The 20827-nt window shown below is 59.2% G+C and carries 22 protein-coding genes; 6 read left to right on the forward strand and 16 right to left on the reverse strand.

Features of this window, described 5'->3' with window-relative positions:
* Positions 1-6: 6 nt before the first annotated feature.
* Positions 7-918 carry a 5-dehydro-4-deoxyglucarate dehydratase gene (kdgD, locus tag BM403_RS07065; RefSeq protein WP_012722210.1) on the reverse strand — a complete coding sequence of 304 codons (912 nt, stop codon included), beginning with the start codon at positions 916-918 and terminating at the stop codon, positions 7-9.
* Between the two features lie 244 nt (positions 919-1162).
* Between kdgD and BM403_RS07070 the strand changes: the two genes are divergently transcribed.
* A complete protein-coding gene (locus BM403_RS07070) occupies positions 1163-2320 on the forward strand; it encodes a phospholipase (RefSeq protein WP_093542196.1) in 1158 nt (385 codons plus the stop codon).
* Between the two features lie 186 nt (positions 2321-2506).
* Complete coding sequence (locus BM403_RS07075) at positions 2507-2701, forward strand: hypothetical protein (RefSeq protein WP_043204780.1); 195 nt, start codon at positions 2507-2509, stop codon at positions 2699-2701.
* A gap of 24 nt (positions 2702-2725) precedes the next feature.
* On the opposite strand, the gene BM403_RS07080 is transcribed toward BM403_RS07075, so the two are convergent.
* The 8 genes from BM403_RS07080 to rplM all read right to left on the reverse strand — a co-directional run bounded on the left by BM403_RS07080 (position 2726) and on the right by rplM (position 8523).
* On the reverse strand, positions 2726-3475 hold the full coding sequence (locus tag BM403_RS07080) for a FadR/GntR family transcriptional regulator (protein ID WP_012722208.1): 750 nt from the start codon (positions 3473-3475) through the stop codon (positions 2726-2728).
* 157 nt (positions 3476-3632) lie between these two features.
* Positions 3633-4052 (reverse strand): ClpXP protease specificity-enhancing factor, encoded by a 420-nt coding sequence (locus BM403_RS07085; RefSeq protein ID WP_093542198.1) that lies wholly within the window; start codon positions 4050-4052, stop codon positions 3633-3635.
* A gap of 17 nt (positions 4053-4069) precedes the next feature.
* The gene (locus tag BM403_RS07090; protein WP_012722206.1) at positions 4070-4687 is read right to left on the reverse strand and encodes a glutathione S-transferase N-terminal domain-containing protein; all 618 of its coding nucleotides are present in this window, start codon (positions 4685-4687) and stop codon (positions 4070-4072) included.
* Between the two features lie 149 nt (positions 4688-4836).
* Positions 4837-5616: a cytochrome c1 gene (locus BM403_RS07095; RefSeq protein WP_093542200.1), complete on the reverse strand. Its 780-nt coding sequence runs from the start codon at positions 5614-5616 to the stop codon at positions 4837-4839.
* Positions 5616-6827, reverse strand: a complete 1212-nt coding sequence (locus BM403_RS07100) for a cytochrome b (RefSeq protein WP_003171746.1) — start codon at positions 6825-6827, stop codon at positions 5616-5618. The genes BM403_RS07095 and BM403_RS07100 overlap by 1 nt, the downstream gene beginning before the upstream one ends.
* Complete coding sequence (petA, locus tag BM403_RS07105) at positions 6827-7420, reverse strand: ubiquinol-cytochrome c reductase iron-sulfur subunit (protein WP_012722203.1); 594 nt, start codon at positions 7418-7420, stop codon at positions 6827-6829. Before petA ends, BM403_RS07100 begins: the two co-directional genes overlap by 1 nt.
* 267 nt (positions 7421-7687) lie before the next feature.
* The gene (gene rpsI / locus BM403_RS07110; RefSeq protein ID WP_003171743.1) at positions 7688-8080 is read right to left on the reverse strand and encodes a 30S ribosomal protein S9; all 393 of its coding nucleotides are present in this window, start codon (positions 8078-8080) and stop codon (positions 7688-7690) included.
* Between the two features lie 14 nt (positions 8081-8094).
* Positions 8095-8523 (reverse strand): 50S ribosomal protein L13, encoded by a 429-nt coding sequence (rplM, locus tag BM403_RS07115; RefSeq protein WP_003188508.1) that lies wholly within the window; start codon positions 8521-8523, stop codon positions 8095-8097.
* Positions 8524-8771: 248 nt separating this feature from the next.
* Here rplM and BM403_RS07120 point away from each other — a divergent pair, with 248 nt between their 5' ends.
* Positions 8772-9812, forward strand: coding sequence for an NADP(H)-dependent aldo-keto reductase (locus tag BM403_RS07120; RefSeq protein ID WP_064054751.1), 1041 nt, complete (start codon positions 8772-8774; stop codon positions 9810-9812).
* Between the two features lie 105 nt (positions 9813-9917).
* Here BM403_RS07120 and BM403_RS07125 read toward each other — a convergent pair whose 3' ends face one another.
* Positions 9918-11054, reverse strand: a complete 1137-nt coding sequence (locus tag BM403_RS07125) for an acyl-CoA dehydrogenase family protein (protein ID WP_012722201.1) — start codon at positions 11052-11054, stop codon at positions 9918-9920.
* Positions 11055-11274: 220 nt separating this feature from the next.
* Between BM403_RS07125 and BM403_RS07130 the strand changes: the two genes are divergently transcribed.
* Positions 11275-12195, forward strand: a complete 921-nt coding sequence (locus BM403_RS07130; protein WP_175538057.1) for a GlxA family transcriptional regulator — start codon at positions 11275-11277, stop codon at positions 12193-12195.
* Positions 12196-12339: 144 nt separating this feature from the next.
* On the opposite strand, the gene zapE is transcribed toward BM403_RS07130, so the two are convergent.
* From zapE to BM403_RS07145, 3 genes are all read right to left on the reverse strand, one after another.
* Positions 12340-13434, reverse strand: a complete 1095-nt coding sequence (gene zapE / locus BM403_RS07135) for a cell division protein ZapE (protein ID WP_012722199.1) — start codon at positions 13432-13434, stop codon at positions 12340-12342.
* 78 nt (positions 13435-13512) lie between these two features.
* A complete protein-coding gene (locus tag BM403_RS07140; protein WP_012722198.1) occupies positions 13513-14868 on the reverse strand; it encodes a tryptophan--tRNA ligase in 1356 nt (451 codons plus the stop codon).
* Between the two features lie 24 nt (positions 14869-14892).
* Positions 14893-15522 (reverse strand): alpha/beta hydrolase, encoded by a 630-nt coding sequence (locus BM403_RS07145; RefSeq protein WP_012722197.1) that lies wholly within the window; start codon positions 15520-15522, stop codon positions 14893-14895.
* A 147-nt stretch (positions 15523-15669) separates the two neighbouring features.
* On the opposite strand from BM403_RS07145, the gene BM403_RS07150 reads away from it, so the two are divergent.
* The gene (locus BM403_RS07150) at positions 15670-16107 is read left to right on the forward strand and encodes a Z-ring associated ZapG family protein (protein WP_003171734.1); all 438 of its coding nucleotides are present in this window, start codon (positions 15670-15672) and stop codon (positions 16105-16107) included.
* Between the two features lie 124 nt (positions 16108-16231).
* On the opposite strand, the gene BM403_RS07155 is transcribed toward BM403_RS07150, so the two are convergent.
* The 3 genes from BM403_RS07155 to BM403_RS07165 all read right to left on the reverse strand — a co-directional run bounded on the left by BM403_RS07155 (position 16232) and on the right by BM403_RS07165 (position 19869).
* A complete protein-coding gene (locus BM403_RS07155) occupies positions 16232-17956 on the reverse strand; it encodes an ABC transporter ATP-binding protein/permease (RefSeq protein ID WP_064054748.1) in 1725 nt (574 codons plus the stop codon).
* 97 nt (positions 17957-18053) lie between these two features.
* Entirely contained in the window at positions 18054-18614 is a 561-nt protein-coding gene (locus tag BM403_RS07160; protein ID WP_003171731.1) for a response regulator transcription factor, read from the reverse strand.
* Positions 18607-19869: an ATP-binding protein gene (locus BM403_RS07165; RefSeq protein ID WP_012722195.1), complete on the reverse strand. Its 1263-nt coding sequence runs from the start codon at positions 19867-19869 to the stop codon at positions 18607-18609. Before BM403_RS07165 ends, BM403_RS07160 begins: the two co-directional genes overlap by 8 nt.
* 204 nt (positions 19870-20073) lie before the next feature.
* Between BM403_RS07165 and BM403_RS07170 the strand changes: the two genes are divergently transcribed.
* Complete coding sequence (locus tag BM403_RS07170; protein WP_046034315.1) at positions 20074-20787, forward strand: SIMPL domain-containing protein; 714 nt, start codon at positions 20074-20076, stop codon at positions 20785-20787.
* Positions 20788-20827 lie beyond the last annotated feature (40 nt).

A 20827-nucleotide genomic window follows, 5' to 3' on the forward strand; every position in this document is an offset into this window, starting at 1 on the left:
GATAATTTATTGCGGACCTTGCTTGTCGATCAGCGCGGCCAGGGCTTCGTATTCTTCCGGCAGCAGATCGGTCAGCGGGGTGCGCACAGGGCCTGCGTCATAGCCGGCGATTTTCGCGCCGGCCTTGACGATGCTCACGGCGTAACCGGCCTTACGGTTACGGATGTCCAGGTACGGCAGGAAGAAGTCGTCGATGATCTTGCCGACGGTGGCGTGATCGTCGCGGGCAATGGCGTGGTAGAAGTCCATCGCGGTTTTCGGGATGAAGTTGAACACCGCCGAGGAGTACACCGGCACGCCCAGTGCCTTGTAGGCAGCGGCGTAAACCTCTGCAGTCGGCAAGCCACCGAGGTAGCTGAAACGGTCGCCCAGGCGACGGCGGATCGACACCATCAACTCGATGTCACCCAGGCCGTCTTTGTAGCCGATCAGGTTCGGGCAGCGCTCGGCCAGGCGTTCCAGCAGGGGCGCCGTCAAGCGGCAAACGTTGCGGTTATAGACCACGACGCCGATCTTGACCGACTTGCACACGGCTTCAACGTGGGCGGCAACACCGTCCTGGCTGGCTTCGGTGAGGTAGTGCGGCAGCAGCAACAGGCCTTTGGCACCCAGGCGCTCGGCCTCTTGGGCGTACTCGATGGCCTGGCGGGTTGCACCGCCGACACCGGCAAGAATCGGCACGCTGGTGGCGCAGGTATCAACGGCGGTTTTCACCACTTGGGAATATTCGCTGGCAGCGAGGGAGAAAAACTCACCGGTACCGCCGGCAGCGAACAGGGCGGTAGCGCCGTAAGGGGCCAGCCATTCCAGGCGCTTGATGTAGCCCGCCTGGTGGAAGTCACCCTGGGCATTGAAATCGGTCACCGGGAAAGACAGCAGACCGTGGGAGAGGATGGACTTCAGTTCTTGTGGATTCATTATTCGAACACCCTGGGCGAAGACTTTCTATTGAAAGGTTGTTGTTGGTTTTGGTGATGTCGTACGTCATCGTACAACTATAAATAATTTCGTCAACTGCAATTCATCGACCGTTCGCAGATGCAGGGGCGGAACACTTCAAAACCGCTGTTCTTGACGTGGGACTTTTTTCCTCTATGCTCGCTAAAGCTGTATATACATACAGCATTTAAGGAAGATTCATACGACATAGCAAGGAACTAACATGTCAGGTCTTGAACTCGCAGCACCCGAAAAAAAACCGCCCACCCTGCGTTTTGAAGGGGGTGAACACACCGCCATCGGCGATGACACCCTGTTGCGCTTCGTCAAAGATGCCGCGCCGATTCCCGCGCGCCAGATCGAACTGCACCTGCCCAACGGACTGGCGCTGACGTATGGCCAAGTCATCGCCCTGGGCGGCGACTTCTATGGCATTCCTGGCCAGCCCATCAGCGATGGCACCTCCCCTGCCGAACGCGTGCAACGCTTTACCGCAGCCTTCAACTCCCTGGCCGTGCTGCCCGCCGCGCGCGAAGAAGCACACAAGATCCTTGCCGTGATGCAAAAGGAGATTTCTGCGGTCCAGCAGGCGGTCAAGGAGGGCAAGCAGGCCCATGAGGCTTACGACGCGCTGGGCGATACGTTGTCTGGAGAATGGAACCGTATCACCGGCGGAGGCAGCGCAGTGTCGGCGCTGATTCCACTGGGACGCTATTTGAAGTTGGCGGCGGACAATGCCGACCACTTCGGCGAGTGGGCGCTGTCGGCCTATCTGGCGGGGCATACGGCGGCGTTGCAGCAAGCTGTCGTGGCTCACCAGACCGGCACCGATCAGGCGCTGGAACTGGCGTATGCCATGAACGGTTTTGCTGATCACTTTTTGACCGATCTGTTTTCGGCAGGCCATTTACGTGTGCCGCGCAAACAACTCGCAGCGGTGGTGACACCCGGTGAACTGGGTTCGCTGATCAGCCGTTTCATGCATGACGAAGACAGCAAGTTCGGGCTCAAGGTGCGTAACGCCATGGGCGATCAGTGGCACGCCTATGGGGATAAACGCTACTTCGACGCGATTGATGCGGACAATCGGGTGCAGGTCAAACGTGCGGTGCAGGCTTCGGCGGATGAGGTCTTCGAGACATTTATCAGCGGTGTCGCGCCCTCCCCGGCCAATTTCAAGGCGCCGCTGTATGTTCCGGACCTGAATGCGGCGCAGAACCCGGCGAATAACTTCTCGCCGCTGTTCAAGATGGAGGGAGATAAGGTGCTGCGCCGCAAGGAGGTGAATGACCTGAACGACAAGCACTGGACGAATGATTGGTGGGGGTGGAGTACGTATTTGTTGCTCAAGGATTACAAGCCGAACACCCCGCAGACTTGAGCTAATCAGTGCCCATGTGTGTAAACGCACACATGGGCCCGTTCATCGCCACTGTCAACTCTGACAGTATCGAGAGCCAATAAAACTCCAGTAGCTTGCATTCGACCGCCGGGTTACCTCTGCACGACTCAGAGGCGCTGTCACCTTGGAGGCCATTTACTCATCTTGAAATCAATGAGGCATATCATGGCTACTAAAAAGTGCACCTTTAAATCCCGCTCCAATAAATCAAAAGGGGGAACTCAGAACATTGACGCTGTTGATCTCCCCAATATTGGTGACACCATCCAACTTGACGGTGATCCACCTCTGGAAGTCGTGGGCAAAAACTTCCATATCAACAATGGCGCTGTCGACCAAATCGATTTCGATTTGGCCTAACTAACCCAGCCCCAACCGACAGAATCAACCCCGCTGCGCCTCCGCCTCTTCATGGGCATGGCGCAGCCGCTCCCGACTATTCGTCAAATGCAACCGCATCGCCGCCCGCGCCGCATCCGAATCCTGACGCGCAATCGCCTCGTAAATCTCTTCATGCTCACGACTCAAGCGCCCCATGTAGTGCTGCTGGTCGTCATGGGCCAAGCGCGCCGAGTTCAGGCGGGTACGCGGAATGATGCTCGTGCCCAGGTGGGTCATGATGTCGGTGAAGTAGCGGTTGCCGGTGGACAGCGCAATTTCCAGGTGGAACGCAAAGTCGGATGCCACCGCATCGCCGGCGTGGGCCGCGCTTTCATTCAGGGCATCGAGCGCCGCACGCATGGCGGCCAATTGTTCATCGTTGCGGCGCAATGCGGCGAGGCCGGCGGACTCCACTTCCAGGCTGATCCGCAGCTCCAGAATCGCCAGCACATCACGCAGGGTAACGACCGTGGCCGGATCGATGCGAAAGCCGCTCGGGCTTGGCGTGTCGAGCACAAAAGTGCCGATGCCATGACGGGTTTCTACCTGCCCCGCCGCCTGCAGACGTGAGATAGCCTCCCGCACCACCGTGCGGCTGACCCCATGGGCGTCCATGATCGCCGACTCGGTGGGCAGCTTATCGCCCCGCTTGAGTTGGCCGTCACGGATCTGCTCGGACAACACCGTGACCAATTCCTGGGCAAGGCTGCGGCGCTTGCGGGGAAGACGAGGGGCGGTGTTGGCGTTTTCCATGATGAATCATCTTTCTCGTTGAGCTTGAACACGCATCATAGCCTATGGTGGTTGTACGATCACCGTCCGGGCACGACTTTCATCCCTATCCTGCGCGCAAAAAAATGCCCCGACACAGGTCGAGGCATTTTTTCGGCCTACCCGAAGGTCAAGCCCATCATTTCACCACCTTCAGGCTCGGCCGGCCGCTAGGGCGCGGTGGCTCGGAATCCGGTGGTGGCAAATCATCACCCGCTTCGCTTTCGATCGATTCATCCTCCTCGAAAGGCGACTCCAGATCGAACACCATGCCTTGACCATTCTCCCGGGCATAGATGCCGAGGATGGCGCCAATCGGCACGTACAGCGTATGCGGCACCCCGCCGAAACGCCCTTCGAAGCTCACCGCTTCATTGTCCATGTGCAGGTGACGCACCGCACTGGGTGATACGTTCAGCACAATCTGCCCATCACTGGAAAAACCCTCCGGTACCTGAACCGCAGGAAATTCGGAATTGACCAGCATGTGCGGGGTGCAATCGTTGTCCACAATCCACTCATAGAGCGCGCGGACCAGGTAGGGTCGACTGGAGTTCATCAGCGGCTCCTTAAGCCTTAGCGCATATCGCGTTCGACGCCAGACAGACTCGCCTGGAAAGCCTCACGCGCAAACTGGCGCTCCATGTAATCAAGCAGCGGCTTGGCCGGCCGCGGCAGTTCAATACCGAGAATCGGCAAGCGCCAGAGTATCGGTAATAGGCAGCAATCCACCAAGCTTTGTTCCTCACTGAGGAAAAAAGGTTTATCCGCGAACAACGGCGAAACGCCGGTCAGGCTCTCGCGCAATTCCTTACGCGCCTGCACCCGAACAGCTTCTTTTGTACGCGAATCCAGAATCGAATCCACCAACCCGCACCAGTCACGCTGGATCCGATGGATCAGCAGTCGGCTGTTGGCACGCGCCACCGGATAAACCGGCAGCAAAGGCGGATGCGGATAACGCTCATCCAGGTATTCCATCACCACGGTTGACTCCCACAACGCCAGGTCACGATCGACCAGGGTGGGCAAGCTGCCGTAAGGGTTCACTTCGATCAGTTTCGGCGGATGACGACCCACTTCCACACTGATGATCTCGGCGCTGACACCCTTCTCTGCGAGCACGATGCGTACTCGGTGGGAATAGTGGTCGGCGGGGTCGGAGTAACAGGCCAACCGGTTGGTCACGCCCATGGCGGTCCTCCTCGCTTGTTGAAATTATCGAAAGCTCAAAAACGAGCGCGCCCAGGGAGCATCCCTGTAACGCCTGGTAGAACCAGACCGCTACGTAGTCAGAGATGCCGCTGGGCGCGCAAGATTAACAGCAATTGCTTACGGTTGGATCAATGCACATCCTTCCAGTATTCGCGTTTGAGCAGATAGGCGAATACGAAGAAGAAGGCCAGGTACAGCAACACATACGTACCGATGCGCTGATGCTGCAGTTTGACCGGGTTGGCGGAGTAGGCCAGGAAGGTCACAAGGTTCTTGACCTTCTCGTCGAACTGCTCGTCCGTCAACGAACCTGGGGTTTCTATCTTCAGTTGATCGCACGCTTCATGAGTCAAAGGTGTGCCGGTCAACGGATCGTATTGCTTCTTGCCGTCTTCAACGACCTGGATCTGCTTGCATCCTACCACTTGCTTGCCTTGCAGGCCGACCAGAACGTTAGGCATGCCGACATTCGGGAACACACGGTTGTTCACGCCATAAGGGCGCGCCGGGTCCTCGTAGAAGGATTTCAGGTAGCCGTAGAGCCAGTCGGTGCCGCGTACACGTGCCACCAGAGTCAAGTCAGGCGGTGCTGCGCCGAACCAGGTCTTGGCGTCGGCAGGCTTCATGCCGATGTTCATGTGGTCGCCGATCTTGGCACCGGTGAACACCAGCTTCTCCAGCATCATTTCATGGGGGATACCGAGGTCATCGGCCACCCGCTCGTAACGCTGGAACTTGGCGCTGTGGCAGCCCATGCAATAGTTGGCGAACGTACGCGCGCCGTCTTGCATAGCCGCCTTGTCAGACATGTCGATATCGACTTTTTCCAGTTCCGGGCCGCCGTGCTCGGCAGCGAAGGACAGTAGCGGCAGGGCCGCAAGCATCAATGCAACGAATAACTTTTTCATCAGCCAGTCACCCTTTCCGGAACCGGTTTGGTCTTCTCGAGCCGGGTGTAGAACGGCATCAGAATGAAGTAGGCGAAGTACAGGAAGGTGCAGACCTGCGACAACAACGTACGCTCCGGGGTCGGCGCCAATACGCCCAGCACGCCCAGGATCACGAACGCAATGCAGAACACCCACAGCCAGATCTTGCTCAGCCAGCCTTTGTAGCGCATGGACTTGACCGGGCTGCGGTCGAGCCAAGGCAACACGAACAGCACCGCAATGGCCGCGCCCATGGCGATCACGCCCATGAGCTTGTCGGGGATTGCGCGCAAGATCGCGTAGAACGGCGTGAAATACCAGACCGGGGCAATGTGCTCAGGCGTCTTGAAGGCGTTGGCTTGTTCGAAGTTCGGCTTCTCGAGGAAATAACCGCCCATCTCCGGGAAAAAGAACACGATCGAGCAGAACACGAACAGGAACACCACCACGCCGACAATGTCTTTCACGGTGTAGTAAGGGTGGAACGGAATGCCATCCAGCGGGATGCCGTTTTCGTCCTTGTGCTTCTTGATGTCGACGCCGTCGGGGTTGTTGGAACCCACTTCGTGCAGGGCCAGGATGTGCAGCACTACCAGGCCGAGGATCACGATTGGCAAGGCCACCACGTGCAGGGCGAAGAAGCGGTTCAGGGTGATGCCGGAGATCAGGTAGTCACCACGGATCCACTGGGTCAGGTCGTTGCCGATCACCGGGATCGCACCGAACAGCGAGATGATCACCTGGGCCCCCCAGTACGACATCTGGCCCCACGGCAGCAGGTAGCCCATGAAGGCTTCCGCCATCAGCGCCAGGTAGATCAGCATGCCGAACACCCACACCAGCTCGCGGGGCTTCTGGTACGAGCCGTAGAGCAGGCCACGGAACATGTGCAGGTAGACGACGATAAAGAACGCCGACGCGCCGGTGGAGTGCAGCAGGCGCAGGATCGAGCCGTACTCGACGTCACGCATGATGTATTCGACGGAGGCAAACGCCTCTTCCGCCGACGGCGTATAGCTCATCGTCAACCACACCCCGGTGACGATCTGGTTGACCAGCACCAGCAGTGCCAGGGAGCCGAAGAAGTAGAAGAAGTTGAAGTTCTTCGGCGCGTAATATTTGCTGAGATGGTCTTCCCACATTTTTGTGGCGGGGAAGCGCGCATCCACCCAATCCATGAACTTGCTCATCACGCGTTCTCCTTGTCGAGGCCAATGACAATGATGTCGTCAGATTCGTAGTTGTGCGGAGGAACCGGCAAGTTCAACGGAGCAGGCTGGGACTTGTAGACACGGCCGGCGAGGTCGTAGTGGGAGCCGTGGCAGGGGCAGAAGTAACCGCCGACCCAGTCCTTGCCCAGATCGACCGGGGCCACTTCCGGGCGAAAGGTAGGCGAGCAACCCAGGTGGGTACAAAGACCGACCAGCAGCAGGATCTCTGGCTTGATCGAACGCACTTCGTTCTTGGCGTAGGCGGGCTGGTCGGAATTCTCAGATTTGGGGTCAGACAGCTGGCCTTCGATCTTTTTCAGATTCCCCAGGATTTCCTCGGTACGACGAACAATGAAGACCGGCTGGCCGCGCCACTCAGCAATCATCTGCTGCCCTGGCTCGATCTTGCTGATATTCACCTTCACCGGTGCACCTGCGGCTTTCGCCTTGGCACTGGGAAACCATGACCCCACGAACGGGACCGCAGCCCCCACCGCTCCTGCAGCACCCACCACGGATGTGGCTGCTACCAAGAAGCGACGCCGGCCTGCATTCACGCCGTCATTGCTCATTCAGTCCTCTCCCATCAGCTTTTTTGGCCTGTTAAATCAGGCGTCTACTAAGTGTTGAATCTTTACTTATAAAAATTTTGCCGAATGGTAATGAAAAGCCCCACGTATGACAAGGGAATTGCCCTGGGCTCAGCCTCCAGGCCTTGTAGTATAGGGGGTCTACGGATGTGGCAAGTTGTCACGGCGAAATTTGTGTATAAATCGCAGGCAATAAAAAACGCCCAGCTCCGTGAGGAGGCTGGGCGTTTTTGTGGAACGTAAAGCGAATTAACGCTTCGAGTACTGCGGACGCTTACGCGCTTTACGCAGACCGACTTTCTTACGTTCAACTTCACGGGCATCACGAGTCACGAAGCCAGCTTTGCGCAGAGCGCCACGCAGGGTTTCGTCGTACTGCATCAGAGCGCGAGTGATACCGTGGCGGATTGCGCCAGCTTGACCACTTACACCGCCACCGATAACGGTGACATAGATGTCGAACTTTTCAACTGTCTCGGTCAGTTCCAGCGGCTGACGAACTACCATGCGGGCAGTTTCGCGGCCGAAGAAGTTGTCCAGAGTGCGGTTGTTGATCGAGATGTTACCAGTACCCGGACGCAGGAAAACGCGTGCGGTTGCGGTTTTGCGACGGCCAGTGCCGTAATTTTGAGTCGCCGACATAATGAACTATTCCGTTAAAACTTCAGTTCTTGGGGCTGCTGAGCAGCATGAGGGTGTACAGCGCCCGCATAGACTTTCAGCTTGCGAAACATATCGCGACCCAGTGGGCCCTTAGGCAGCATGCCTTTGACCGCGATTTCGATCGGGGCTTCAGGCTTCTTGGCAATCAGGCCTTCGAAATTGGAAGACTTGATACCGCCTGGGAAACCGGAGTGACGGTAGTACATTTTGTCGCTTGCTTTGTTGCCGGTTACACGAACCTGCTCAGCGTTGATGATCACGATGTAGTCACCGGTGTCAACGTGAGGGGTGTACTCAGGCTTGTGCTTGCCACGCAGACGGCTGGCGACTTCAGTGGCCAGACGACCCAGGGTCTGACCAGCGGCGTCGACGACAAACCAGTCGCGCTGAACTGTTTCCGGTTTTGCAGTAAAAGTTGTCATTCTTTAATAGCCTCAGGGGCCGCCCTGTAAATTAGACGGCGGATCTTACTGAATAGTGCGTACTTTGACAAGTCAAAGGCAGCCGGATACAGACGCTATCGGGGGCTCGGGTCGGCGCGTCCGTTCAACGGCAAGATTCTTCGGCAGGCGGCGCATCACTTCCACTGCAGAAAGAGGTGGGCAATTATGCAGATTGCGAAAAAAAATTCAACCTGCTTTTATGATTGTTTTCCCCGAAGGAGTACCCGATGGATTATCGACAGCTGGGCCGCACCGATCTGAACGTGAGCGCGATCGCCTTGGGCACCATGACCTGGGGCGAGCAGAACAGCGAGGCAGAGGCCTTCGCACAGATCGAACGGGCCAAGGCCGCCGGCATCAACTTCCTCGATACCGCGGAAATGTACCCGGTGCCGCCCAAGGCCGACACCTACGCCACCACCGAACGCTATATCGGCAATTACTTCAAAAGCCGTGGCGACCGCGCCGACTGGATCCTCGCCAGCAAGATCGCCGGCCCCGGCAACACCATCGACTACATCCGCGATGGTCACCTGCGCCACAACCGCAAACACATCGTCGAAGCCCTGGATGCCAGCCTCAAACGCCTGCAAACCGACTGGATCGATCTCTACCAGCTGCACTGGCCGGAGCGCAGCACCAACTTTTTCGGTCAACTGAGCTACAAGCACAAGGACGAAGACGACCTCACTCCGCTGGAGGAAACCCTCGAAGCACTGGATGAGCAAGTGAAGGCCGGCAAGATCCGCCACATTGGCCTGTCCAACGAGACCCCGTGGGGCACCATGAAATTCCTGGCCCTGGCCGAAGCCCGTGGCTGGTCCCGCGCGGTGTCGATCCAGAACCCCTACAACCTGCTCAACCGCAGTTTTGAAGTGGGCCTGGCGGAAATCGCGATTCGTGAGCAATGCGGCCTGCTGGCGTATTCGCCCCTGGCATTCGGCATGCTCAGCGGCAAGTACGAAGGTGGCGCGCGCCCGGCCAAGGCACGCCTGACCGAGTACAGCCGTTTCAGCCGCTACTTCAACCCGCAGTCGGAGGCGGCGTGCAGCCGTTACGTGGCACTGGCGCGCGAGCACGGCCTGGATCCGGCGCAGATGGCATTGGCGTTTGTGACACAACAGCCGTTCGTGACCAGCAACATTATTGGCGCAACGTCACTGGAGCAACTGGACAGCAACATCGCCAGTGCTGACCTGAAGCTGTCGAAGGAAGTGCTGGAAGGGATTGAGGCGATTCAGAAGGATCATCCGAATCCTGCGCCTTGATTGACCTGTAGACCGCTATCGGGGGCAAGCCCCCTCCCACACGTGGAATGCATGCCAATGTGGGAGGGGGCTTGCCCCCGATGACGCACTCAAGACCCGCAAAAATCAAAGCGCCCGCGCAATAATCTCCTTCATGATTTCATTGGTCCCCGCATAAATCCGCTGCACCCGCGCATCCGCCCACGCCCGCGCAATCGGGTATTCCCACATGAAGCCGTAGCCGCCGTGCAACTGCACGCATTCGTCGAGCACCTTGCACTGCAGGTCCGTGGCCCAGTACTTGGCCATCGCCGCCGTGGGCACGTCCAGCTTGCCCTCCAGGTGCAACGCCATGCACTTGTCCACGAACACCCGACCGATCTGAATCTCGGTGGCCATCTCCGCCAACTTGAAGCGAGTGTTCTGGAAGTCGGCAATCGCCTTGCCGAACGCCTTGCGCTCGCGGGTGTATTCCAGGGTCCACGCCAGCGCCGCCTCGGCTGATGACAACGCGCCGATAGCCACCGTCAGGCGCTCCTGGGGCAACTCCTGCATCAGATAGGCAAACCCCATTCCCGCCTGGCCCAGCAGGTTTTCCTTGGGCACCCGTACATCCTGAAAGAACAGCTCCGAGGTGTCCTGGGCCTTCATACCCACCTTCTCCAGGCGTTTGCCCTTGTCGAAGCCCGGCGTGTCGGCCTCTACCAGGAACAGGCTGGTGCCCTTGGCGCCCGCCTTGGGATCGGTCTTGGCCACCACGATCACCAACTCGGCCAGGTAGCCGTTGGTGATAAACGTCTTGGAGCCATTGATCACATACTCATCGCCGTCCAGCACCGCCGTGGTCTTGACCCCTTGCAGATCGGAACCAGCTCCCGGCTCGGTCATGGCAATGGCCGTGACCATCTCGCCGGAGATCAGCTTGGGCAGGTATTTGTGCTTCAGCGCCTCACTGCCGTAATGCAGGATGTACGGCGCAACGATGTCCGAGTGCAGGGAAAAACCGATGCCGGTCAGGCCCAGCCGGCTGATCTCTTCGATCACCACCGCGCTGTACAGAAAGTCCGCACCGAGCCCGCCATAGGCTTCCGGCAGGTGGGAGCACAACATGCCCGCCTCCCCCGCCTTGCTCCACAGACTGCGGTCGATATAGCCCTGTTTCTCCCATTGCCCGTGGAACGGCGCGGCGTCTTTTTCCAGGAAGGTGCGCACGCTCTCGCGGAAGAGTTCGTGTTCCGGACTGAACAAGGTTCTGGGAATCATGGGTCACCTGCGTGGATTGTCGGACAAAGACGAGCCCACAGAGACTATGCCCCGAAGGCATCACAGGACACTGGACACATGCGACAAAAAATAAGACGATCCAGCCGTCTGGTGACCACTTTCCCCTATAAGAATAAATGAAATTATGTCTAACCAAATCTCCACGCCGTTGCGGCGCGTCAGCATTTTGGCCATTGATCGGGTATTTGCTTCAACCCTCATGCAAGCCAAGGATTTCTTCCACCTCGCCAGCCTGCGTTACGGCAAGCAACAAGGCCTGGGCCTCACCCCGGCATTCGAAACACGCCTGGTCAGCCCCGACGGGCAATCGGTGTGCAGCTTCAGTGATGTAATCATGCCGGTGGATGGCGGCCTGGAAGACGCCGACATCATTGTGTTGCCGGCCTTCTGGGATGACTTCGACGCCTTGTGCACGCGCTACCCGCAGGTGCTGCCGTGGTTGCGCGAGCAGCACGCACGCGGTGCGGTGTTATGCGGCGAAGCCACCGGGGTGTTCTGGCTGGCCGAAGCCGGCCTGCTCGACGGCAAGGAGGCCACGACCTACTGGCGCTTCTTCAACGCCTTCAGCGAACGCTTCCCCAAGGTGCAGCTCAACCAGGACAAGCACCTCACCGACGCCGACAACCTGTATTGCGCCGGCGGCACCACGTCGGCGTGCGACCTCTACATCTACCTGATCGAACGTTTCTGCGGCGCCAACATTGCCCAGGCCGTGGCCCGCGACATTCTCTACGAGGTGCAGCGCAGCTACTCACCTGGACGCATTGGGTTTGGCGGGCAGAAGCTGCATCAGGATGTGATTATCCTGCAGATCCAGCACTGGCTCGAAGAGCACTTCGCCGACAAGTTCCGCTTCGAAGACGTGGCCAGGGAACACGGCATGAGCATCCGCAACTTCATGCGCCGCTTCCAGACCGCCACCGGTGATAAGCCACTGCATTATCTGCAACGCTTGCGCATCGAAACGGCCAAGGGCTTGCTCTCGGGCAGCCGCAAGAGCATCAAGACCATCAGTTATGAGGTGGGGTATGACGATGCGAGCTTCTTTGCGCGGCTGTTCAGGCAGCACACGGAGTTGTCGCCTAACCAGTACCGGCAGCAGTTTCAGCAGGCTGCCTGAAATAAAGGTGGAAAAGGGCGTGTTGTGGTGAGTGGGGCTTGTCCCCCGACGGGTTCACCGCAGACCCAATGGGGCTGCTCCGCAGCCCAGCGCGGGACAAGCCCGCTCACCACAAAAAAAACCCACATATGATCTGCGTAGTGCTTAGGGCTTGTGTCCACGCGACAGGAACTCGTGGGACTGCATCTCCAGCAAGCGGCTCAACGTGCGCTGGAACTCGAAGTTCAGGCGGCCGCCGGTGTACAGGTCCTTGAGCTCGACTTCCGCCGAGATGATCAGCTTGACGTTACGGTCGTAGAACTCGTCGACCATGTTGATGAAACGTCGCGCGATGTCGTCGGTGGTAACGCTCATCTGCTCCACGCCGCTCAGGATCACTGCGTGGAAGATCTTGCCCAGTTCGATGTAGTCGTTCTGGCTACGCGGGCCGTCGCACAGTTGGCGGAACTCGAACCAGGCCACGTCATCGCAGGTGCGCAGCGCGATGATTTCGCGGTTCTCGATCATCAGCTTGTCGTTTTCCACCGCCTGGGTGCATTCCGGCGTGAGGGCGCGGAAGCTCTTTTTCAGGCTTTCGTGGGCTGCTTCATTCAGCGGGAAGTGGAACAGCTCCGCTTGCTCCAGGTGACGCAGGCGGTAGTCGACGCCGCTGTCGACGTTGACGATCTCGGTGTTCTGCTTGATCAGCGCGATGGCCGGCAGGAAGCGCGCGCGTTGCAGGCCGTCCTTGTACAAGCCGTCGGGTACGATGTTCGAGGTGGCGACCAGGGTCACGCCGTTCTTGAACAGTTCTTCCATCAGGGTGCCGAGGATCATGGCGTCGGTGATGTCGGAGACGAAGAACTCATCGAAGCAGATCACTCGCGCTTCATCGGAGAAACGCTTGGCGATGATGGTCAGCGGGTTTTTCTCGCCCGGCAGGGTCTTCATCTCTTCGTGCACGCGCTTCATGAAGCGGTGGAAGTGCGTGCGCACCTTTTCCTTGAACGGCAGCGCTTCAAAGAAGGTGTCGACCAGGTAAGTCTTGCCGCGGCCGACGCCGCCCCAGAAGTACAAGCCTTTGACCGGCGTGTGGTCTTTCTTGCCAAACAGCTTGCTGAACATGCCTGGCTTGCTCTGCGAGGCCGCGACCAAGTCGTCGTACAGGCGCTGCAAATGACGCACCGCCGTTTCCTGGGCTGCGTCATGGAAGAATTCAGGGCGTTTCAGATCAGCTTGATATCGTTCTAGGGGCGTCATAATTCGTTAGCAAGGCAACAAAAACGGGCCGTCACTGTAACGACGGCCCTGGATAATGGCAATCAACCCTTGGTCGGGTTAATCCTCGAGGGGGGTCAACGCAACGCGCAAGGCTTCGATGGCGGCATCACGGGATGCTTCGTCGGCGAACTCGGCGCTGTCTGCCACGGCGGAACCGTCCAGCCATACGCTGAAGCCCAGGGCCTCAGTGCGTACGTCCAAAGCGTCACCGCTCTGCAGCTGCTTGGTCACCACGCCCGCCGCCTTGCCATCGGCAAAGTGGCGCGACAGCAGCAGTTGCTCACCATCCGCCGCCAGCAGGCGGAAGCGGAAGCTGCCATCGTCTTCGCGAAAGCTCACGAACCGTGCAGCTTTCGCCGCTTTCTTCTTGGCCGCAACCGGCGCCGCAGCCTGGTTGACGAACGAACGCAGGCCCACCGCTTCGCGCAGTTCAGCCAGGAACGGTGCCGCCACGGCACGGGCCTTCTTGGCACCGACCAGCAGCAGGTCTTCCATGTCCGATGGGCGTGACATCAGTTGATGGTAGCGTTCACGGGCTTCGCCCAGTTGGCCATCCAGCAGCTGGAACAGACGGCTTTTCGCCTCGCCCCAACCCAGCCCTTGCAGCAGCTCGGCACGGAACTCTTCTTCTTGGGCCTTGCTGGCAAACGCCTGGTACAGGGTGAACAGGTGCGAATTGTCCGGGTCCTTGGCTTCGCCAGGCGCGCGGGAGTCGGTAACGATCCGCGAGATGGCGTCCTTCATGTCCTTGGCGCTGGTGAACAACGGGATGGTGTTGTCGTAGCTCTTCGACATCTTGCGGCCATCCAGGCCCGGCAAGGTGGCGACGCTTTCTTCGATCAACGCCTCGGGCATGGTGAAGAATTCTTTGCCGTTGCCGAACAGGTGGTTGAAGCGCTGGCCAATGTCACGGGCCATTTCCACGTGTTGGATCTGGTCGCGACCCACCGGCACTTTGTGCGCGTTGAACATCAGGATGTCCGCCGCCATGAGCACCGGGTAGCTGTACAGGCCCATGGTGATGCCCGCATCCGGGTCTTCGCCGGTTTCCACGTTCTTGTCCACCGAGGCTTTGTAGGCGTGGGCGCGGTTGAGCAGGCCCTTGGCGGCCACGCAGGTCAGCAGCCAGGTCAGCTCGGGGATTTCCGGGATGTCCGACTGCCGATAGAACGTCACCCGGTTCACATCCAGGCCACCGGCCAGCCAGGTCGCGGCGATTTCCATACGCGAGCGCTGGATACGCTGCGGGTCATCGCATTTGATCAGGGCGTGGTAGTCGGCCAGGAAGTAGAACGAGTCGGCATTCGCGTCCTGGCTGGCCAGGATTGCCGGGCGGATCGCACCGGCGTAGTTGCCCAGGTGCGGCGTGCCGGTGGTGGTGATGCCGGTGAGGATACGGGTACGAGTCGTCATGGGTAATCGCTTATCAGACTGCTATCAATTCGAGAGACGCGGCAGCACCAGATCCTTGAGATCGGTCAGCTTGCCGTGAAAAAAGTGTCCGCATTCTGCCACTTTCAGCAGCTCATGGGGGCGTTTCAGGGCGGCGGACCAATCGTAGACCAGTTGCGGGTCGACCACTTCGTCGGTTTCCGGTTGGATCAAGGTCAGCGGGCAGCCTTGGGGAAGCGTGTCGGTATCGCGCAGGCGCATCACCGCAGCGGCGACCATGAACAGGTGCGCGAGTTTTTCACCCTTGGCTTCCAGGCGCCCGCCAAGGCTGGCAGCCACGTAGCCGCCGAAGGAAAACCCAAGCAGGGTGATCGGCAGATCAGGGTGTTTTTCCCGCAGCCACGTGGCGACCGCTTCGGCATCGTCCACTTCACCGGTGCTCATATCGTGCGTGCCGGCACTGGCGCCGACGCCACGGTAATTGAAACGCAAGGTAATCAAACCGGCATCGCGGGCGGTACGTTGCAGGGTCGATACAACTTTATTGAGCATGGTCCCACCCTGCACCGGGTTAGGGTGGCAGATCAGCGCCAGGCCACGTGGCTCGGGGTGATCCAGGTACAGGGCTTCCAATTGGCCTACCGGGCCATCGATCAAAACGGGGGTTTCACGCATGAGCAAGGAATGAACTCCGTGACCTCTCAAAGGGTCGACTCGTCTAGCTAAAAGTCTGTGCATGGCATCATTGCGAGCTTAATCGCGGTATACAGCGCAGGTCCGAGCCGTTAACGTAAAGCAAAGCCGTTTATAGAGGAAGGACTCGTGGAACACTCGCTCTTAGTTTGGTTGTTGCCGACTCTTGCCCTGGTTGCCGGTGTCGCCATTGGATTCCTGGTTGCTCGCTTGCTGCCGAATGCCGCGCCTAACCGCACGCAGCGTCAGCTGGATGACATTCAGGAACGTTTTGACAGTTATCAGAACGAGGTTGTTACCCACTTCAACAGCACCGCGACCCTGGTCAAGAAGCTCACCCAGAGCTACCAGGAAGTACAGGATCACCTCGCCGATGGCGCTAACCGCCTGGCCCTCGACGACATCACCCGTCAGCGTCTGCTGGCCGCGTTGCATTCCGATGCACCGCAAACTCCACGGGAACGCCTGACCCCGCCACGGGAAAACCAGGAGCCACCACGGGACTACGCGCCAAAGACGCCGAACGCCCCAGGCATGCTGGATGAGCATTACGGCTTGAAGAAGTAAGTCCTCTTCAGGCAATTAAAAAGCCCGGTTGATCGATGATCAGCCGGGCTTTTTTGTGCACGCTCGTTCTCCAGAACACGGTAGATCCACTGTGGGCGTGCTCTCACACTAGCTGCACGCGACCTTAAGCCAGTGGTTGCTCCTGCAACCAGCCACCCTCGATCCGCACATGCCTACCATGGAAGCGTTTGAGGCTGCTGCGATGACCCACGCTGACGATGCTCAGACCCGGCAGCTCATCAATCAGCGCCTGGTACAGCGTCGCCTCGTCCTCTTCATCCATCGCTGACGTGGCTTCGTCCATGTACAGCCATTGCGGTGCGAACAACAAAGCGCGGGCAAAGGCCAGGCGTTGCTGCTCACCCGGCGAGAGCATGCGCTGCCAGTGATTGGCTTCATCCAGGCGCCCCACCAGGTGCGGCAGGCGGCAGGTTTCCAGGACCTGTGCATAACGTTCTGCCGAGTAGACGCTGTCGTCCTGTGGATAACTCAATACCGCCTTCAACGTGCCAATCGGCAAGTAGGGTTTCTGTGGCAGGAACAGGTAACGCTTGGCCGGCAGGCGAATGCTGCCGTGACCCGCAGGCCAGAGATGGCCCATGGCGCGCAGCAAGGTACTTTTGCCGCTGCCGGAACGGCCGCTGAGCATGACGCGCTGACCCGGCTCGACGATCATGTTGGCGTCGGTGAGCAGGTGGCGGCCATCGGCCAGGTTCATGCCCAACCCTTGCACCACCAGGCGTTCGCCTTCCGCGTGCACCTCAATGGCGGCCGGGCGTTGCTCGTTTTCATCCATGGCCTGCTGAAAGCTCAAGAGACGATCGCTGGTCGCCCGCCAACCGGCCAGGTCGGCATAAGCGCTGATAAACCAGCTGAAGTTGCCTTGCACGTTGCCAAACGCCGAGTTGATTTGCATCAGCTCACCCAGCTCGATCTTCCCGGCAAAGTAGCGGGGCGCGGCGACCACAAAGGCAAACACGATCGCAATCTGTTCATAGCCGGCGGTAAAGAATGTCAGGCGCTTGGACACCTTCATGATGTCCCAGAAGTTATGCCAGACCTTGCCGAATCGCGTGCTCAAGCGCTGGTTTTCGTTAGCCTCGCCGTTGTACAAGGCGATGCTCTCGGCATTCTCCCGCACCCGCACCATGGAGAAACGCAGGTCCGCTTCGAAACGTTGTTGTTGGTTGCTCAAGCCGATCAACCGGCGACCGATCAGGTGGGTCAACCAACTGCCCACGCCGGCGTAGACCAATGCACACCAGAACATGTAGCCGGGGATGGTGATACCGAACACGTCAATGCTGCCCGAAACGCCCCACAGGATGACGGAAAACGACACCAGGCTGACCACATTGCGCAGCAGCCCAAGACCTAGACTCAGCGTGTTAGAGGTAAAACTATTGAGGTCTTCGGAGATACGTTGGTCCGGGTTATCGGTATAGCCGCCCTGCTCCAACTGGTAGTAGTTTTTGTTGCCGAGCCAGCGCGCAAAGTGCTTTTCGGTGAGCCACGCCCGCCAGCGAATGGTCAGCATCTGAGTCAGGTAAAGGCGGTATACCGCGCCGAGAATAGCCACCGCTGCGATAGCGCAAAAATAGCCGATCTGTTGCCAGAAGGCGGCGGTGTCCTTTTTTTCCAGGGCGTTGTAGAAGTCCTTGTACCAGTGGTTGAGCCATACGGAAATTGCCACGCTGAACAGCGACAGGCCGATCACCGCGGCCAACAGCAACCAGGCTTTGCCCTTCTCTTCACTTCGCCAATAAGGCGTGATCATCGCCCAGGTTCGGCGAAAGAATTGCCCACGCACAGCGTCATTGACCGCGGAGTACTCAGCGTTCGGATTCATCGTTCAGGCTCGTAGGGAAGAAGGCAGGCGTTTGAACCGATCATAGGTGATCGGTTCAGCGTTTCGCGCGGCCTGAAGCAGGTTGTTCAGCTTAGGTTCAGCGTCGTACCGGACGTTTCTGCAGCTTGCGTTGCAGGGTGCGACGATGCATACCCAAGGCCCGCGCGGTGGCGGAGATATTGCCTTCGTGCTCGGTCAGCACGCGCTGGATGTGCTCCCACTGCAGGCGGTCCACCGACATCGGGTTTTCCGGCACCAGGGTGTCAAGGTCGGCATGCTCGGACAGCAACGCGGCCAGCACGTCGTCGGCATCTGCCGGCTTGCACAGGTAGTTGCAGGCGCCGCGCTTGATCGCCTCGACAGCGGTGGCAATGCTGGAGTAACCGGTGAGGATCACCACGCGCATTTCCGGGTCGAGCTCCAGCAGCTTGGGCAGCAGCACCAGGCCGGAGTCGCCGTCCATTTTCAGGTCGAGCGCGGCGTAGTCCGGCAGATCGGCCTGGGCGATGGTCAGCCCTTCTTCGGCGGAGCCTGCGGTGCTCACGCGAAAACCGCGACGGCTCATGGCGCGCGCCATCACGCGGGTAAAGGTGGCGTCGTCATCTACCAGCAACAGGTGCGGCAGTTCTTCGCCTTCGACTTGGATCTCGTCACTCATCGATATCTCCTCGTGCGACACGGGGCAGGCGCAGCTCGGTGAGCGTGCCGCCTTCCTCATGACTATAGAGTTTTACTGAGCCACCGGCGCGGGTCACGCTGGCCTTGCTCAAAAAAAGACCGAGGCCGAAGCCTTTGCCCTTGGTGGTAAAGAACGGTTTGCCGATCTGTTCGGCAATGGCCAGCGGCACGCCCGCGCCGTGGTCACGAATACTGATGGTGACGTTTTCCAGGTCCCAGTCCAGTTGAACGCCCAGGCCTTCGGGGCAGGCGTCGGCGGCATTGTTCAACAAGTTGAGCAGGGCCTGGGTCAAGTCCGGCGGCGGCGCCATGCGCGGCACGGTGCCTTGCCCTAATAGATGAAAACGGTAACTGGCTTCGGGGCGCATCAGGTGCCAGCGGTTCAGGGCTTCATCGAGCCACTGGGTCACGTCCTGCATCTCCACCGCCAGGCGGCGATTGGCTTCGGCGGCGCGCACCAACTGCTGAAGGGTCTGCTTGCACTGCTTGACCTGCTCACGCAGCACGCCGAGATCTTCTTGCAACGCCGGGTCGTGATGGTCCTGGGTCATTTCGTTGAGCAGCACGCTCATGGTGGCCAAGGGTGTGCCCAGCTCATGGGCGGCGCCGGCGGCCTGGGTGGCAACGGCCAACAACTGCTGGTCGCGCAAGCCTTCTTCACGGCGAATCGCGCGCAGTTCTTCCTGGCGGCGCAGTTCTTCGGCCATGCGGGCAGCGAAGAACGTAATGACCGCAGCGGACAGCGCAAAGCTCAGCCACATCCCGTAGATCTGCAGGTTTTCCCGCGCGATCGGGAACGTTTGCAGCGGATAGAAGCGCGCCAACAGCAAGGTGTACAGCGTCAACGCGATGCCCGACAGCACCACCGAATAGCGCCACGGCAGGGTCACTGCGGCGATGGTCAGTGGCACCAGGTAATAAGAAACAAACGGATTGGTGGAACCACCGGAGAAATACAACAACACACTGTGGATAAACAGGTCGCACGCCAATTGCAGGGCGTATTCCAGCTCGGTCACCGGCCACGTGGTGCGCAACCGGATGGCGGTAAACACACAGAGCACGATGGAGAAACCCAGGGTCACGCCCAATTGCAGCCACGGCAGCGGCAACAGGTCGAACCAATAGGCGAGCCCGACGGAGCCGGCCTGTGCGGCCAGTACCAGGGTACGGATGAACGTCAGGCGCCAGAGGTTCTGGCGGGTGGCGGAAGTCAGTTTTACGGCGGCGAGCATGAGCTCTCCCGATGAGCGCTGCAGGCGGATCGGCAGGAGTATAAACGAAGCAGACCGCCTGGCACGGCGCGTGTGGCTCTTTGCCGCAGCCCGGGCAAATGACCGTTCGTCGGCATCGCCACATGTGTAGGTAATGTGTAAACCCGAAGAACCCACTGCCACCGTCTACAGTCATACCCAACACGCACATCCCCAGGAGCTTCCATGTCTCGTTTCACTCGCAGTGCAGCCGTCATCACGCTCAGCGTCGGCGCCCTGGCCAGCCTTCCAGCCCTGGCCGCCGATGAGCTGCATTACAACCAGATTTCCCTGCGCGCCGAGGTCAGCCAGGAGGTGGCCCGCGACAAGATGATCGTGACCCTCTACACCGAATCGCAGAACAGCGACCCGGCCAAGCTTGCCGCCGAAATCACCAACACCCTGAACAAGGCCCTCGGTGAAGCCCGCGAAGTCAAAGGCGTGACCCTGCGCCAGGGCAGCCGTAACAGCTACCCGATCTACGACAACAAGAACCAGAAGATCACCGGCTGGCGTGAACGCGCCGAACTGCGCCTGGAAAGCGCAGACTTCCCGGCGCTGTCCAAACTCACCGGCGAACTGTTGAACAGCCTGAAAATGGAAAACATGGACTTCGCCATCGCCGACGCCACGCGCAAGTCCAGCGAAGATGCGCTGCTCAAGGACGCAGTCGCCGCGTTTAAAGCACGCGCGCAACTGGCCACCGATGCGTTGGGCGGCAAGGGTTACAAGATCGTGAACCTGAACTTCAACACCAACGGCTACCCGATGCCTTACGCCCGTGGCGGCATGATGATGAAAGCAGCCATGGCGGATTCGGCACCGACGCCTGAAGTCGAGGCCGGCACCAGCCAGGTAAGCATGAGCGCCGATGGCGTGATCGAAGTGCAGATGCAGTGACCCCTACCTGATTGGCCTGAACGGCGTTACCCTCGGTAGC

Origin of the sequence: Pseudomonas sp. OV546 (assembly GCF_900116845.1) — a bacterium.
GTDB lineage: Bacteria > Pseudomonadota > Gammaproteobacteria > Pseudomonadales > Pseudomonadaceae > Aquipseudomonas > Aquipseudomonas petroselini.

Coding starts and splice junctions, on each gene's coding strand:
- BM403_RS07095 (WP_093542200.1), bottom strand. CDS start 5,616: ATGAAAAAGTTATTCGTTGCATTGATGCTTGCGGCCCTGCCGCTACTG.
- BM403_RS07170 (WP_046034315.1), top strand. CDS start 20,074: ATGTCTCGTTTCACTCGCAGTGCAGCCGTCATCACGCTCAGCGTCGGC.
- BM403_RS07080 (WP_012722208.1), bottom strand. CDS start 3,475: ATGGAAAACGCCAACACCGCCCCTCGTCTTCCCCGCAAGCGCCGCAGC.
- BM403_RS07140 (WP_012722198.1), bottom strand. CDS start 14,868: ATGACGACTCGTACCCGTATCCTCACCGGCATCACCACCACCGGCACG.
- petA (WP_012722203.1), bottom strand. CDS start 7,420: ATGAGCAATGACGGCGTGAATGCAGGCCGGCGTCGCTTCTTGGTAGCA.
- BM403_RS07070 (WP_093542196.1), top strand. CDS start 1,163: ATGTCAGGTCTTGAACTCGCAGCACCCGAAAAAAAACCGCCCACCCTG.
- BM403_RS07165 (WP_012722195.1), bottom strand. CDS start 19,869: ATGCTCGCCGCCGTAAAACTGACTTCCGCCACCCGCCAGAACCTCTGG.
- rplM (WP_003188508.1), bottom strand. CDS start 8,523: ATGACAACTTTTACTGCAAAACCGGAAACAGTTCAGCGCGACTGGTTT.
- BM403_RS07085 (WP_093542198.1), bottom strand. CDS start 4,052: ATGAACTCCAGTCGACCCTACCTGGTCCGCGCGCTCTATGAGTGGATT.
- rpsI (WP_003171743.1), bottom strand. CDS start 8,080: ATGTCGGCGACTCAAAATTACGGCACTGGCCGTCGCAAAACCGCAACC.
- BM403_RS07160 (WP_003171731.1), bottom strand. CDS start 18,614: ATGAGTGACGAGATCCAAGTCGAAGGCGAAGAACTGCCGCACCTGTTG.
- BM403_RS07090 (WP_012722206.1), bottom strand. CDS start 4,687: ATGGGCGTGACCAACCGGTTGGCCTGTTACTCCGACCCCGCCGACCAC.
- BM403_RS07145 (WP_012722197.1), bottom strand. CDS start 15,522: ATGCGTGAAACCCCCGTTTTGATCGATGGCCCGGTAGGCCAATTGGAA.
- BM403_RS07120 (WP_064054751.1), top strand. CDS start 8,772: ATGGATTATCGACAGCTGGGCCGCACCGATCTGAACGTGAGCGCGATC.
- zapE (WP_012722199.1), bottom strand. CDS start 13,434: ATGACGCCCCTAGAACGATATCAAGCTGATCTGAAACGCCCTGAATTC.
- BM403_RS07125 (WP_012722201.1), bottom strand. CDS start 11,054: ATGATTCCCAGAACCTTGTTCAGTCCGGAACACGAACTCTTCCGCGAG.
- BM403_RS07130 (WP_175538057.1), top strand. CDS start 11,275: ATGCAAGCCAAGGATTTCTTCCACCTCGCCAGCCTGCGTTACGGCAAG.
- BM403_RS07155 (WP_064054748.1), bottom strand. CDS start 17,956: ATGAATCCGAACGCTGAGTACTCCGCGGTCAATGACGCTGTGCGTGGG.
- BM403_RS07100 (WP_003171746.1), bottom strand. CDS start 6,827: ATGAGCAAGTTCATGGATTGGGTGGATGCGCGCTTCCCCGCCACAAAA.
- BM403_RS07075 (WP_043204780.1), top strand. CDS start 2,507: ATGGCTACTAAAAAGTGCACCTTTAAATCCCGCTCCAATAAATCAAAA.
- kdgD (WP_012722210.1), bottom strand. CDS start 918: ATGAATCCACAAGAACTGAAGTCCATCCTCTCCCACGGTCTGCTGTCT.